The organism is Bradyrhizobium sp. CCBAU 53421 (genome assembly GCF_015291625.1).
GTDB lineage: Bacteria > Pseudomonadota > Alphaproteobacteria > Rhizobiales > Xanthobacteraceae > Bradyrhizobium.
This window is the reverse complement of the sequence record NZ_CP030047.1, coordinates 5580506-5592799: the sequence shown is the minus strand read 5'-3', so window position 1 is coordinate 5592799 and position 12294 is coordinate 5580506. Positions and strand designations below refer to the sequence as shown.

Here is a 12294-nt window from a genome sequence, read left to right as displayed (position 1 = left end):
CGCTATCGATCGGCCGGAGGCCGTTCGATAGTCTGCGGAAGTTTTCAAATCCGTATTGCATCATCGTGCTCATGTGATCGCGAACGACAGTGCTCGCGAAGGTTGCGGGACATACGCCTCGTCGCTGACGATGTCAACAACGGAAATGATCGCGACGAAAGAACTTCAGCGTTGCTTGCGCGTCTTGGTCTTGCGCGCCGGCTCGCTGCTGCGCGCGGCGATCCGCGTCAGTGCATCAGCAAACGCGCGCGCGGCAGGGCCGAGCGGTTCGTCGAGCCGGTGCGCGAGATAGGCCTCCATCGCCAGCGCCGCGTTGCGGCCGAGCGCGCCGGTTTCGAGGCGCACCAGGCGGCGCTCCTTCAGGTCGCGCGCCACCTGCCAGAGCGGCAGCCGGCCCCAGCCGAGCCCGGCCAGGATCATGGCGTGCTTGGTGTCCTGATTGCTCACCCTGCAAATCTGCGGCGAGAGCACGCCGAAGCTGCGGCCCTCCGACAGCGGGGTCGGATCCGACAGCACGATCTGCAGATGATCGGCAAGGTCGGCGACGCTCTTGCGGCCGCGGCGCGCGAGCGGATGGGTGGCGGCGGCGACGGCGACGATCTGCACGGCGCAGATCGCGTCGAGCGCGAGGCGGGGATCGCGAAAATCCTCGCCGACCGTGACGGCGAGGGCGCTGCGCCGTTCGGTCAAGGCTGCGATCGGCCCGCCCATCGGTTCGACCGCGAGCCGCACGCTCACGGACGGATACGCCGCGCGCATTTCCGTCAGCGCTTCGCCGACGGCGGCGATCGGAAACAGCGTGTCGACGACCACCGAGAGTTCCGACTCCACTCCCTCGCCAAGGCCGTGCGCCCGCGCCCGCATTGCATCGACGCGGAGCAGCAGGTCACGGGCGTTGCCGAGCAGCGCCTTGCCTTCGGCTGTCAGCGCCGGGCGGTGGCTGGAGCGGTCGAACAGCGAGAGGCCGAGTTCGACCTCGAGATTGGCGATGGCATGGCTGACCGCGGATTGCACGCGCGCCAGCTTGGTCGCGGCAGCGCGAAAGCTGCCGCTCTCGGCGATGGTGACGAAGACCCGGATCTGGTCGAGCGTGAGGTTATCGAGCATGATCTACAAAATCGATCAATTGGATGCAAAACATATCACTCCTGTCGATGATCGGGAAACGCTATCTGTGATGGCGTGAATTCGATGGGTGAACGCATGACGATCGGGACGGCCGTGGTGCAGAAGAGCGAGGCGAAGCGATGGGCGACGGTCGCCGTCGTGGTCGGTTGCGGCATCGGCGCCGCCCTCCAGGTCGGGAAGGTGCCGATCGCCGCGTCGATGCTGCAACAGAACCTCGGCATTGATCTCGCCGCGGTCGGAACCGTCGCCGGCATCTTCGCGGTGCTCGGGCTCATCGGCAGCGTGCCGGCCGGGGTGGCGATCGCCGCGGTCGGCGCGCGCAGGGTGCTGCTGTGCGGGCTTGCGGCCACCACGCTCGGTGCAGCGTCGGGTGCGCTCGCGCCGCAGCTTGCGCTGCTGCTGGGATCGCGCCTACTGGAAGGGCTCGGCTTCCTGCTGGTGATGGTGGCAGCGCCCGTCCTGCTGGATCGTGTCGTCGATGTCAGCGCGCGCGACGTCACCATGGCGCTGTGGAGCTGCGTGATGCCGTTCGGGATCGCACTGGCGCTGGTCGCGGGTCCGATCTTCGATGGCTGGCGTACGATCTGGTGGGCCAGCGCCGCTTTTGTCGCACTGCTGTTTGTGCTTGCCAGCGTGCTCGTGCCCGACGCGGCATCGCGGACCGGCCCGGCGCGCGTGGGCTTGATGCAAGAGGCCACCGCGCTGGCGCGGCGCCGCACCCCGGCGCTTTTGATGGCGCTGTTCGGGCTCTACAGCCTGATGTTCTTTGCGCTGTTCAGCTTCCTGCCGATCCTTTTGACCGAGCGGCTCGGCGTCTCCAGCCAAAGCGCCGGCGCGCTTAGCGCATTGGCAGCGGCCGGCAACGTCGTCGGCAATCTCGCTGCCGGCCATCTGCTGGCGCGCGGGGTGAGCCGGACTGTGTTGATTGTGGTTGCGGCGGTCGTTATGGGCGCCTCTGCGCTCGGCATCTTCCTGCCGGTGCTCGGAGGCTGGGGCGCATTCATGCTGTGCCTGCTGTTCTCCGCGACCGGCGGCCTGATCCCGGCGACATTGCTGGCGACCGCGCCCGCGGCGGCGGGTTCGGCCGCCATGGTGCCGGTCATGATGGGCCTGTTGATGACCGGCAGCAATTTCGGCCAGGTGACCGGACCGATCGCGGTCGGCGCGGTCGTCTCGGCATGGGGCTGGAGCGCGGCCTGCGTCATGGTGGTTGCCGCGGCGATCCTCGCAGGTCTGGCGGCATGGATGCTGGCGCGCGTCGATCACAAACGCGTAAGCGAGGTGAGGGACCCGGCTTGACGCCGTGCGCGCGGCGGTCGAAGGAATGAGGGTCTCTCACGCCAACGACAACAGGAAGTCTTCATGACACGCGTGCGCTGTATCACCGAAATGGGCATGGGCGTCGACGTCCACGGCCGCGACGCCACCAAGGCTGCCAAGCGGGCGGTCTTGGACGCGATCCGGCATTCCAGCCTCGGCTTCTTCCGCATGCTCGGCAAGACCGCCAACGACATGTTCGTCGACGTCACGATCGCCGTGCCGAATCCCGATGAGGTCGATACCGCAGCCGTCGCCAAGGAATTGCCCTACGGCACCAAGACCGTGAAGGCGATCGCGGGCGGGCTCGAAATCCCCTCCGATCTCGGCAACGACCCGATCCTGATTGCGAACGCCGCCGTCATCGTCAGCTTCGACGACGGCAAGTAGTCGAGGGAGCTGTGGGCGGCGTATGCGTGCGTTAGTCGTCGCCCTTGAAGTAGTCGGGCTTGCCGGTGGTCCAGGTCTCGCCCCAATGCTGGCCGCCGCCATCGACGGTCAGCGTCTCGCCGGTGATGAATTTTCCGGAGGGCGCGGCGAGATAGACCGCGGCTTCCGCGATGTCCCAGGGCGTGCCCGGGCGCATCATCGGGTTGGAGCGCGGATAGGCTGCGCGGGCGGCCTCGCTGTAGACGTTCCAGCCCTCGGTCTCGATCGCGCCGGGCGCGATGCAATTGATGCGGATGTCGAGCGGCGCCCATTCGACCGCGAGCGCGCGCGACAGTCCGATCACGCCGGAGCGCGCCGCGATCGTGTGCGCGATGCCGTAGAGGCCGTGCGTCGTGACCACGACGATATTGACGATGCTGCCGGCATGGGCGCGGTCGCGCCAGCGCTGCGCCGCGGCCTGCATCATGTACCAGGTGCCGTTGAGGTTGGTGTTGATGACCGCGTTCCAGCCCTTGATCGAGAAATCGATCGCGGCTTGCGGGAACTGGCCGCCGGCGCTGTTGACGAGATGATCGATGCGGCCATGCTCGGCCCACAGCGCGTCGAACATCGCGCCGACCGCGTCGGGTTCCTTGATGTCGGCAACGTACGCCGACGCCTTCAGGCCGTGATGGCCGAGATGATCGACCAGCGCATCGAGCTTGTCGGCATTGCGGCCGACCACGATGACATGTGCGCCGAGCCGGGCGAACAGCCAGGCGATCGCGCGGCCGATGCCGCCTGCGCCGCCGGATACGACGACCACCTGGCCGGCAAGCGCATCCGCCGCGAACACGGTCGGATGTGTTGCGAGCTCGTCGTCGGAGAGGCCGAGCCTTGTGCCCGTCTGTTGATCGTTCATGGCCGGTTGCAGACCTTGCGGCTTTCAATGAGCTCCGTACATTAGCCAGCCAACAACAACCGTGCAAAGCAACATCCCTGCAAAGAATGTCGATATGACCGACCTGTCGGCCTTTCCCATCACAAAACGCTGGCCCGCCCAGCATCCGGACCGCCTGCAGCTCTATTCGCTGCCGACGCCGAATGGCGTGAAGGTCTCGATCATGCTCGAGGAGATCGGGCTGCCGTACGAGGTCCATCTGGTCGACTTCAACAAGGATGACCAGAAGACGCCGGAGTTCCTGTCGCTGAACCCCAACGGCAAGATCCCGGCGATCCTCGATCCCGACGGTCCCGGCGGCAAGCCGCTGCCGCTGTTCGAGTCCGGCGCGATCCTGCAATATCTCGCCGAGAAGACCGGCAAGCTGCTGCCTGACGATGCAGCGCGCCGCTACCAGGCGATCCAGTGGGTGTATTTCCAGATGGGCGGCATCGGACCGATGTTCGGCCAGGTCGGCTTCTTCCACAAATTCGCCGGCAAGGATTATGAGGACAAGCGGCCGCTTGAGCGCTATGTCGCCGAGTCCGCGCGTCTGCTCGGCGTGATGGAGACGCATCTCGCCGGGCGGCAGTGGTTCATGGACGATGAATACAGCATCGCCGACATCTCGATGATCGGTTGGGTCCGCAATCTGATCGGATTCTACGGCGCGCGCGAGCTCGTCGAATTCGACCAGTTCAAGCACGTCGCGGCCTGGCTGGAACGCGCTCTGAAGCGGCCGGCCGTGAAGCGCGGGTTGAATATTCCGAAGCGGCCTTAAAGCGGCTTACTTCAGCAACTCATAGACGACTGGATTGTCGGCGCAGGCGCCAAAGCCGCATTCGAGCAGGGTGGAGAGCACGTTCAGCGCCGTCAATCCGGCCACCAGCCACACCGCGGCTTGCGCGAATCCGCCGGGCGAAGTGCCCGGCGCCGCGCGGTGATCGAATTGGCGGTCGAACAGCAGCATGGCGGCGAGCAGCACAATCGCCGCGATGAACCCGATCAGCGCCCACGTATAATAATGATAGCCGAGCAGCGCCGACCCATAGCCGGCATCGCCGGGGAGGATGTGCAGCAGGACCTGCCGGGTCGAGACCGAGGCGCCGACGACGGCCGTCAGCAGCGACAAGGCATAATGGCTCGGCCGCGGTCCGAAACGGATGTTCAGGATCGGTCCGATCGCCAGCAGGGCGAAAAGGATGCGCTGCAACAGACACAGCGGGCAGGGCAGCTCGTGCAGCAGTAGCTGCGCTGCAAAAGCCGCGGCCAGCAACAGCGCGAGGCCATAGAGCGCAAGGGCATTCAGGGTCACGGCCTGCGTGTCGGTCATGGCTTGCCTCAGAACGACAGGGTGAGACGGTCGGTGGCGTGGTGGAGGAAGGTCGCGACGCAGGCGACCAGGATCAGCGCGAACAATCCGATCGCGACCGGGCGCGGGCCACGCCAGGCCACTAGCATGGCAATGGCGATGGCGAGAAACAGTGCGGTGAATTCCATCTCGGCCTCCGGATGCGAGCCGGCCGTAGTCTATGACAGATTCGTGTGTGCTCGCGGCGGGCGCGAATGGCCATTGTCGCTTGCGCGCGGCTCCGCCAAGATGGCATCACCAGTTGAGTTCATTCCAGCCCGGGGCACCTCATGACCACAGACGCGATCAAGCCCGCCGTCCATCACAAGCATCAGCCCTGGTACAAGATCCTCTACATCCAGGTGTTGATCGCGATTTTCGCCGGCGTCCTGATCGGCTACTTCTACCCGAACCTCGGCAAGCAGTTGAAGCCGCTCGGCGACGGCTTCATCGCGCTGATCAAGATGATGATCGCGCCGGTGATCTTCTGCACCGTGGTGCACGGCATCTCCTCGATGGGCGACCTCAAGCGGGTTGGCCGGGTCGGGCTGAAGGCGCTGATCTATTTCGAGGCGGTGTCGACGGTCGCGCTCGCGGTCGGCCTCTTGATCGGCGAGTTGCTGCAGCCCGGTCGCGGCTTCAACATCGATCCCGCCACGATCGATCCGAAGTCGGTGTCCACCTACGTCACCCAGGCGAAGGAGCAGGGCATCGTCGCCCATCTGATGGCGATCATCCCCGACAGCTTCTTCGGCGCGCTGGCGCGCGGCGACCTGCTGCAGGTGCTGCTGATCTCGATCCTCTCGGGGTTTGCCATTGCCCTGATGGGCAAGCCGGGCGAGCCGATCGCCGAGGCGATCGACAAGGCCTCCAAGATGTTCTTCGGCATCATCCGGATGATCGTCCGCGTCGCACCGCTCGGTGCGTTCGGCGCGATGGCCTTCACGGTCGGCGCCTACGGCCTCGGCTCGCTGGTGAATCTGGCGGCGCTGATCGCCACCTTCTATCTCACCAGCATCCTGTTCGTGTTGATCGTGCTCGGCGCGATCGCGCGGCTCTCGGGTTTTTCCATCATCCGCTTCATCGCCTATATCAAGGACGAGCTCCTGATCGTGCTCGGCACCTCGTCGTCGGAGACGGTGCTGCCGCAGATGATCCAGAAGATGGAGCATCTCGGCGCCTCGCGCTCGGTGGTCGGCCTCGTGGTGCCGACCGGCTACAGCTTCAACCTCGACGGCACCAACATCTACATGACGCTGGCGACGCTGTTCCTGGCGCAGGCGACCAACACGCATCTGACGATCTGGCAGGAGCTCGGAATCCTCGGCATCGCCATGATCACCTCGAAGGGCGCCTCCGGCGTCACCGGGGCGGGCTTCATCACGCTCGCCGCGACGCTGTCGATCGTGCCTGACATTCCGATCCAGTCGATCGCGATCCTGGTCGGCATCGACAAGTTCATGAGCGAGTGCCGCGCGCTCACCAACCTGATCGGCAACGGCGTCGCCTGCGTCGTGATCAGCCTGTCCGAGGGCGAGCTCGACAAGGACGCGCTGCACGAGACGATGGCGCATCCGCTCGAGCTTGGCGAGGCGCTGGAGCCGGGCGGCTCCGGCTAGAGCAATATGAAGTGATGGGGCCGTCGCAGGGGCGCTGCCAAAATATCGAAAACAACCCCATGCACAGTAGCCGGCGGCGGCCGGCGTTCGACCGAGCAACTTGACACGTCGGGCAACTCAGGGATACTCTTCTAATATTCCGAAATTGCGCGGGCGTCCGCTCCAAGGCATGTCGCACATCTGCGCCAAGCCTTGAGCGCATGATGCGCCATCGCTGGTCCGTTGGCGACGGGCTTGGCTCTGCGCGTTAGGTCATCCAGCCCAATCCAGGAGCGCTCAACCATGCTCACCGTCTATGGCGAAGGTCGCGGCTTCCGCGTCGTCTGGCTGCTCGAGGAACTGGGATTGGCTTATCGGCTGCGCCCGGTCGATCTGCTCGCAGCCGAGAAGGATTGTGATTTCCTCGCCATCAACCCCGCCGGCTTCATTCCCGCGTTGCAGGACGGCGAGACGATCATGGTCGAATCGATCGCGATCCTTGAGTACCTGCTCGCCCGCCACGGCTCAGCTTCGCTTGCCGTCGCCCCTGATGATCCCGCCTTCGCTTCCTATCTGCAATTTCTCCATTTGGGCGAGGCCGGGCTCGCCGGGCCGATGAATGCCGTCATCGTCGGTCGCCAACTGGCGCCCGAAGCCGAGCGAGATGTCCGGGTTACCTGCTGGGCACGCGAGACCTTCGAGAGCCGGCTGGGGTTGGTCATCCGCCGCCTCGCGGATTGCCCCTATCTCGCCGGTGACCGCTTCACTGCTGCCGATATCTCGGTGAGCTACGCCCTCCTGCTCGGTATGCGCACCGGCAACTACGTCCCCGGTTCGATCGAGCGGGACTATCTCACTCGGACGACGACACGCCCTGCCTACGCCCGAGCGATGGAAAGCTGCCAGGCCACCAAGGCCTGGGCGACGAGATCACCGGGATTGTAGTGCTAGCTTCATCGGAGCGGCCAAGCGCCTGGAGTAGTACTGCGTAAGCCGTGCACTCATTAAGCGGCTGGCGCCTGATGTCCGTTTAACCGCAACAGCGACGAAAAAGCGGACATCTCTCGAGATCGCCGGGGGGTCAAGAGCCGCCGATAGCGACCGAACCTGGGGACTTCCGGTTCACCTCGAAGAGCCGACGTTCTCGATGGTCATCCAAACAAACGGTCGATACTCGGCGCACACCGCGCGCAGCATCAATTGGCCTTGATGCCGGTCTCGCGGATGACCTTTACCCACTTGGCGCTCTCCGTCCGGAACAGCGCGGCCGCCTGCTCGGGGGTCGTGCCAACCGCCGTAAACCCGAGCGCCGCCATTTTCTCGTTGACGTCGGGCAGCGCGATCAGTTTGACGATCTCGCGGTTCAGCAGCGCGGTGATCTCGCTTGGCGTTCCGGCTGGAACGATGAAGGCGAACCATCCTTCGCCCTCGATTTCGGGATAGCCGGCTTCCAGCATGGTCGGCACGTCGGGGAGCACCGGCGCGCGAGTCTTGCTGGTCACGGCCAGCGCACGTAGCCTGCCGTCCTTGATCTGCGGCACGGCGGGAGGCAGCGAACTGAAAGCAATCGGCGTGTGGCCGGCGAGCGTCGAGGCGACGGCCTGGCCCGCGCTGTTGAACGGCACATGTACGAGGTCGAGCCCAAGCGACAGGCGGAATTGCTCACCGATCAGATGTGGCGGAGTGCCGGTCCCGGGCGACGCGAAGCTGTACCTGGCGCCGCCGGACCTGATCAGTGCAACAAGGTCCTTGACCGTTTGGGCCGCGACCGACGGATGCACTGAAAGCACTGTCGGCGCGCTGACAGCAATCGTGACCGGGTCGAAGTCCTTGTAGGGATCGTAGGGCACCGTGTCGTACATCGCCGGATTGACGACGATGTTCGGCGGAACGACCAGCAGGGTGTAGCCGTCAGCGGGCGCTCTCGCGCCCTGACCCATGCCGATATTGCCGCCGGCTCCGCCGATGTTCTCAACATAGAACTGTTGTCCCAGTTGATCGGAGAGCTTCTGCGCGGCGAGCCGCGCCAAGATATCGGCGGGGCCGGCGGGTGCGTAAGGTACCAGCACGCGCACCGGCCGCGCCGGGTAAGTCCGCGCAAGCGCGAAGGACGACAGCGCGGGCGCGATCAGCGAGCCCGCCGTCAGATAGAGAAATTGCCGGCGCAATAGCGTCATGGCCGTCTCCTTTGTCGAGCAAGGCCGGTATATCATTTGCGAGATAGCCGAGGTATGATATGGATCATGGAAAATTCATATCGAAACGGATATGACAATGGAGCTGCGACATCTCCGCCACTTCGTCGTCGTCGCCGAAGAAGGACACATCACGCGGGCCGCGGAGCGGCTCGGCATGCAGCAGCCGCCGCTTAGCCAGCGGATCAAGGCGATCGAAAGCGAGCTCGGCGTCCAGCTCTTTCGCCGCAAGGCGCGCGGGGTCGAGCTGACCGAAGCTGGGCGGGTCTTCCTCAATCGTGCGCGCGCGACGCTCGCACAACACGACGGCGCGATCGAAGCCACTCGCAGTGCCGCGCGGGGCGAGCAAGGCCGCCTCCGCGTGGGCGTCATGCCGACCGCTCTGTTTCATCCCTTCGTGCCATTCGCCATCCGGGCGTTTCGCACAGCCTTCCCGATGGTGTCGCTAACGCTGGACGAGTGTCTCAGCAAGGAGGCGCTCGAACGCCTGCGCAATGACCAGATGGACGTTGCTTTCATGCGCGCCCCCCTTACCGAACCGCAGAGCCTCATCGTCAATCCATTGCTGGTGGAGCCGATGGTGGTCGCGTTGCCGAGCGATCACGCGTTGGCGCGGCGCGGTCGCGGCGGGACCCTCTCATTGAAGGACCTTGCCGGCGAAACATTCATCGTCTACGCGCGCCAACTCGGACCCGCGTTTTATGAGGCGACGATGGCGGCCTGCCTCAAGGCAGGATTCAGCCCGCGCCTCGGCCAGGAAGCGCCCCGCATTACATCGGCGCTGAGCCTCGTCGCCGTCGGGCTCGGCATTTCGCTGGTGCCGGCTTGCATGCAGCGAATGACGATGGACGGCATCGCGTACCAGCGGCTCAAGGGGGCCTCACAACCGAAAGCCGTCCTGAGCCTCGCATCGCGCCGCGGCGAACCATCGCCCGTGGTTCGCAACTTCGTGAGCCTGGTGCGTCAGGCCGCACGGAATCTGCACACCGATCCCGGAAAGAGTAGCACAATTCGAAGGTCCGGTTAGGGTCATAAGCCGATCGAGCACCCAGCCTAACGCGCTTCCGCGGAAATGCGATAGGTTTGATGGCAGGCAACGCAATTCCTCATCGTATCGGCAAGCGTCTTGTTGATTTTTGCCGCCGGCGCACGCGTAGTCGCCTGCTCGGTGATCTGGTCAAAGCCATTCCGGACCGAGCCAATCATCGACTTCCAGGCGTCGCTTTCCTTGGCGGCCAAGGTAGCCGGGCGGGCGAGCGCGGCGTTGGCCTTGCGGCCGCGTGCCGCGGCTTCACGCGCGACCAGATCCAGATCGCCCGAGCCAAGCCCTTCCTCGATCTCCGCAATGGAGGTCAGGAACAGCCGCATTTGGTCGAGCACGAAGGCTTTCTCCGCGTCCGTTCGCTGCACGGGCTGTCGTGTATCGGTCGTTTCGTCAGCCCCTGCGTTGGACGCAATTGCCCCAAGCAATGCAGACAGGGAGATGACGATCGCAGCGATCCGGTAACGCATGATGCGAGTCCCTCGATTGACGCTGTGCATGCTGGAGCCTGATGTGCGGCAATAGATCGCTCGCCGCGCGGAGCATTGCCGGATCACTTTCTCTCCACCAGAAGGGCTCGACAATCCGAGTCGCCGACATTTTCAGCCGTATGCGAGACAGTGATGGGGCCCGCGCTGGCCGCTCCAGCCTTGTTCTTCAGTTCGCGCGTCGTGCCGTCCGGATTGCGGACTCGCACGGTGCAGTCATCGAGCGCGTAGACCATGAACGGTAGCGCGTGCGAATGCGGCTTGTCCGTCGTACCCTTCTTCCAGGTCGCCGCGATCACACGAAAGTTCTGATCCTCGAAAATGACCTTATAGACTGTCGGATCGGCCTGGTAGGAGGGAGGAGCGTCCTGCGCCGAGGCCGAACCGATGCAGATCGCCGCAACACCCAGCGCAAACTTCGAACGTCTGACCATCACCAAATCCTTTTCGGAAGAAATATCGGGGTTAAAGCGTTAAAGCAGACCTTGGGCGGCGGCATTGTCGCGATCGGCCTGCCGTTGCCGGACAATTGTCAGTTCTCTGCTGCACGCAGCGAACGTGTCTGTGCCGACGCCCATTCCGAACATTCCACAGAACTTGCGATTTTCCTCAGCTACCGTCCGTACGAGGTCATCGCGTGCGGCGGCATGCATGGCGGGACCTGCGATGAACGAGGCGTAGAGGCCGGAAGCGGCCAGGATCGCAACAAGCAGGGCATAGGCGAGCGAACGGAGCGGCACGGCAATTGAGCCGTGCTCGCCGCTATCGATTTCGGTCATCAAAATTGTCCTTAACAAAAGAGAATCGAAAAACAGATCGGCCCGTGGGGGCAAGGTCGGGCCGCAAATGAGCCTAGCCTTTTCGAGCGAGATGCAGTCGGAAAACTTTGCGCCTATCGGAGACGCAAAGAAAAGCCGTGGACAGGATCAGTCCGCGATCAAAAGGTGCTCGGCGGAGCTGCGCCGAGCCTCCGTCCAGTCGCGCATCGCGACGAGATTGACCGCATCGTGCAGGTACATTCCAACTGCAAGGCCACGATCGTAGCTCACCCAGTGGCGCGGCGTGATCTCGATGCTCCGCCCGCCGCGCCCAATGATCCTGACGAGACCGGCGGTCTGTGCGGCGTTCATCAGGTTGCGGATATGAGTTCGTGAAACACCGAATCGTTCCGCCACATCCATGTAGGGGATGGCCGCGGTCGGATCGCCCGCATCCATGGCAGCCTTCAGGACCGCGTTCTGAATCAGCGGCCCCGCTGCATGGGAAAAGAACAGCATCGTGTCGGGCAGCGCCATCATGAGGCGAACGGAGACCGGAAAGAACGGCAGGCCCACGCGGCAGTGGGTCACGTTGAAGGCCTGATTTCGTGACAGCACCGGGCTGTAGTCATGATCGGGGTACAATTTAGCAAGCGGCACGAAGTGTGTCGCAAGCCACTCGGCGTGATGTGAGCGCAGCTTGTCCGTGGTCGCCAGGAGCCGGACGCGCCGGTCGGCTGGCGCGCGGCTCTGCTCGATAAATCCGACCTCGCACAGCCGTGCCAGGAGATGATCCACCTGCCGGTCGCTAACGTGTCCGTGCATATTGAGCTGCCGCTTCAGCGCGGAGACCGTGAACCAGGTTTCGCGCCGCGCCGGATCTTGTGCTGCTTCGAGCACTGCTGCGCTCAGGAAGACAAGGAATCGGCCGGCCTGAAGCAGCAGGCGAACCAAAAACGGATCGCCCTCGTACAAATCGCAAAAGGCCGCGACATAGGCACGCCGCGCCTCCGGCAGCCGAGGGTGGCTTACGATCTCCTCGAAGCTCAACCGCAACCGGCGGCCTGCCAGGCGCTCAAGTTCGTCTTTTTCCAAGGCTGCCCCCAGT

Annotated in this window: 15 protein-coding genes; 6 read left to right on the top strand and 9 right to left on the bottom strand. The window is 64.3% G+C overall.

The genetic code is table 11. The features are described 5' to 3' along the window. Nucleotides 1-165: 165 nt before the first annotated feature. A complete protein-coding gene (locus XH92_RS26815) occupies nt 166-1107 on the bottom strand; it encodes a LysR family transcriptional regulator (RefSeq protein ID WP_194454789.1) in 942 nt (313 codons plus the stop codon). Nucleotides 1108-1203: 96 nt separating this feature from the next. Here XH92_RS26815 and XH92_RS26810 point away from each other — a divergent pair, with 96 nt between their 5' ends. Next, nucleotides 1204-2427: an MFS transporter gene (locus tag XH92_RS26810; RefSeq protein WP_194454788.1), complete on the top strand. Its 1224-nt coding sequence runs from the start codon at nt 1204-1206 to the stop codon at nt 2425-2427. A gap of 63 nt (nt 2428-2490) precedes the next feature. Continuing rightward, on the top strand, nt 2491-2835 hold the full coding sequence (locus tag XH92_RS26805) for a Lin0512 family protein (protein WP_194454787.1): 345 nt from the start codon (nt 2491-2493) through the stop codon (nt 2833-2835). Nucleotides 2836-2866: 31 nt separating this feature from the next. On the opposite strand, the gene XH92_RS26800 is transcribed toward XH92_RS26805, so the two are convergent. Next, nucleotides 2867-3736, bottom strand: coding sequence for an SDR family oxidoreductase (locus tag XH92_RS26800; protein ID WP_194454786.1), 870 nt, complete (start codon nt 3734-3736; stop codon nt 2867-2869). Between the two features lie 94 nt (nt 3737-3830). On the opposite strand from XH92_RS26800, the gene XH92_RS26795 reads away from it, so the two are divergent. After that, a complete protein-coding gene (locus XH92_RS26795) occupies nt 3831-4535 on the top strand; it encodes a glutathione S-transferase family protein (RefSeq protein ID WP_194454785.1) in 705 nt (234 codons plus the stop codon). 6 nt (nt 4536-4541) lie between these two features. On the opposite strand, the gene XH92_RS26790 is transcribed toward XH92_RS26795, so the two are convergent. Together XH92_RS26790 and XH92_RS26785 are read right to left on the bottom strand one after the other, a co-directional pair. Continuing rightward, a complete protein-coding gene (locus XH92_RS26790; RefSeq protein ID WP_194454784.1) occupies nt 4542-5087 on the bottom strand; it encodes a disulfide bond formation protein B in 546 nt (181 codons plus the stop codon). A gap of 8 nt (nt 5088-5095) precedes the next feature. Then, complete coding sequence (locus XH92_RS26785) at nt 5096-5254, bottom strand: DUF5993 family protein (protein ID WP_194454783.1); 159 nt, start codon at nt 5252-5254, stop codon at nt 5096-5098. A 141-nt stretch (nt 5255-5395) separates the two neighbouring features. Between XH92_RS26785 and XH92_RS26780 the strand changes: the two genes are divergently transcribed. Together XH92_RS26780 and XH92_RS26775 are read left to right on the top strand one after the other, a co-directional pair. Then, nucleotides 5396-6724: a dicarboxylate/amino acid:cation symporter gene (locus XH92_RS26780; protein WP_194454782.1), complete on the top strand. Its 1329-nt coding sequence runs from the start codon at nt 5396-5398 to the stop codon at nt 6722-6724. Between the two features lie 282 nt (nt 6725-7006). Beyond that, entirely contained in the window at nt 7007-7648 is a 642-nt protein-coding gene (locus XH92_RS26775; protein ID WP_194454781.1) for a glutathione S-transferase family protein, read from the top strand. 251 nt (nt 7649-7899) lie between these two features. Here the strand turns inward: XH92_RS26775 and XH92_RS26770 are convergent, their stop codons facing one another. Beyond that, nucleotides 7900-8880, bottom strand: a complete 981-nt coding sequence (locus XH92_RS26770; protein ID WP_194454780.1) for a tripartite tricarboxylate transporter substrate binding protein — start codon at nt 8878-8880, stop codon at nt 7900-7902. Between the two features lie 97 nt (nt 8881-8977). On the opposite strand from XH92_RS26770, the gene XH92_RS26765 reads away from it, so the two are divergent. Beyond that, nucleotides 8978-9925, top strand: a complete 948-nt coding sequence (locus tag XH92_RS26765) for a LysR family transcriptional regulator (RefSeq protein ID WP_194454779.1) — start codon at nt 8978-8980, stop codon at nt 9923-9925. 26 nt (nt 9926-9951) lie between these two features. Here XH92_RS26765 and XH92_RS26760 read toward each other — a convergent pair whose 3' ends face one another. The 4 genes from XH92_RS26760 to XH92_RS26745 all read right to left on the bottom strand — a co-directional run bounded on the left by XH92_RS26760 (nt 9952) and on the right by XH92_RS26745 (nt 12281). Then, the gene (locus tag XH92_RS26760; protein ID WP_194454778.1) at nt 9952-10410 is read right to left on the bottom strand and encodes a hypothetical protein; all 459 of its coding nucleotides are present in this window, start codon (nt 10408-10410) and stop codon (nt 9952-9954) included. An 83-nt stretch (nt 10411-10493) separates the two neighbouring features. After that, on the bottom strand, nt 10494-10862 hold the full coding sequence (locus XH92_RS26755; protein ID WP_194454777.1) for a hypothetical protein: 369 nt from the start codon (nt 10860-10862) through the stop codon (nt 10494-10496). A 39-nt stretch (nt 10863-10901) separates the two neighbouring features. Beyond that, entirely contained in the window at nt 10902-11207 is a 306-nt protein-coding gene (locus XH92_RS26750; protein WP_210345477.1) for a hypothetical protein, read from the bottom strand. 147 nt (nt 11208-11354) lie between these two features. Further along, nucleotides 11355-12281 carry a winged helix DNA-binding protein gene (locus tag XH92_RS26745; protein ID WP_194454775.1) on the bottom strand — a complete coding sequence of 309 codons (927 nt, stop codon included), beginning with the start codon at nt 12279-12281 and terminating at the stop codon, nt 11355-11357. Nucleotides 12282-12294: the final 13 nt, after the last annotated feature.

Excerpts from the sequence above, each read along its gene's own strand:
- XH92_RS26815 (WP_194454789.1), bottom strand. The coding sequence starts at position 1,107 with ATGCTCGATAACCTCACGCTCGACCAGATCCGGGTCTTCGTCACCATC.
- XH92_RS26810 (WP_194454788.1), top strand. The coding sequence starts at position 1,204 with ATGACGATCGGGACGGCCGTGGTGCAGAAGAGCGAGGCGAAGCGATGG.
- XH92_RS26805 (WP_194454787.1), top strand. The coding sequence starts at position 2,491 with ATGACACGCGTGCGCTGTATCACCGAAATGGGCATGGGCGTCGACGTC.
- XH92_RS26800 (WP_194454786.1), bottom strand. The coding sequence starts at position 3,736 with ATGAACGATCAACAGACGGGCACAAGGCTCGGCCTCTCCGACGACGAG.
- XH92_RS26795 (WP_194454785.1), top strand. The coding sequence starts at position 3,831 with ATGACCGACCTGTCGGCCTTTCCCATCACAAAACGCTGGCCCGCCCAG.
- XH92_RS26790 (WP_194454784.1), bottom strand. The coding sequence starts at position 5,087 with ATGACCGACACGCAGGCCGTGACCCTGAATGCCCTTGCGCTCTATGGC.
- XH92_RS26785 (WP_194454783.1), bottom strand. The coding sequence starts at position 5,254 with ATGGAATTCACCGCACTGTTTCTCGCCATCGCCATTGCCATGCTAGTG.
- XH92_RS26780 (WP_194454782.1), top strand. The coding sequence starts at position 5,396 with ATGACCACAGACGCGATCAAGCCCGCCGTCCATCACAAGCATCAGCCC.
- XH92_RS26775 (WP_194454781.1), top strand. The coding sequence starts at position 7,007 with ATGCTCACCGTCTATGGCGAAGGTCGCGGCTTCCGCGTCGTCTGGCTG.
- XH92_RS26770 (WP_194454780.1), bottom strand. The coding sequence starts at position 8,880 with ATGACGCTATTGCGCCGGCAATTTCTCTATCTGACGGCGGGCTCGCTG.
- XH92_RS26765 (WP_194454779.1), top strand. The coding sequence starts at position 8,978 with ATGGAGCTGCGACATCTCCGCCACTTCGTCGTCGTCGCCGAAGAAGGA.
- XH92_RS26760 (WP_194454778.1), bottom strand. The coding sequence starts at position 10,410 with ATGCGTTACCGGATCGCTGCGATCGTCATCTCCCTGTCTGCATTGCTT.
- XH92_RS26755 (WP_194454777.1), bottom strand. The coding sequence starts at position 10,862 with ATGGTCAGACGTTCGAAGTTTGCGCTGGGTGTTGCGGCGATCTGCATC.
- XH92_RS26750 (WP_210345477.1), bottom strand. The coding sequence starts at position 11,207 with ATGACCGAAATCGATAGCGGCGAGCACGGCTCAATTGCCGTGCCGCTC.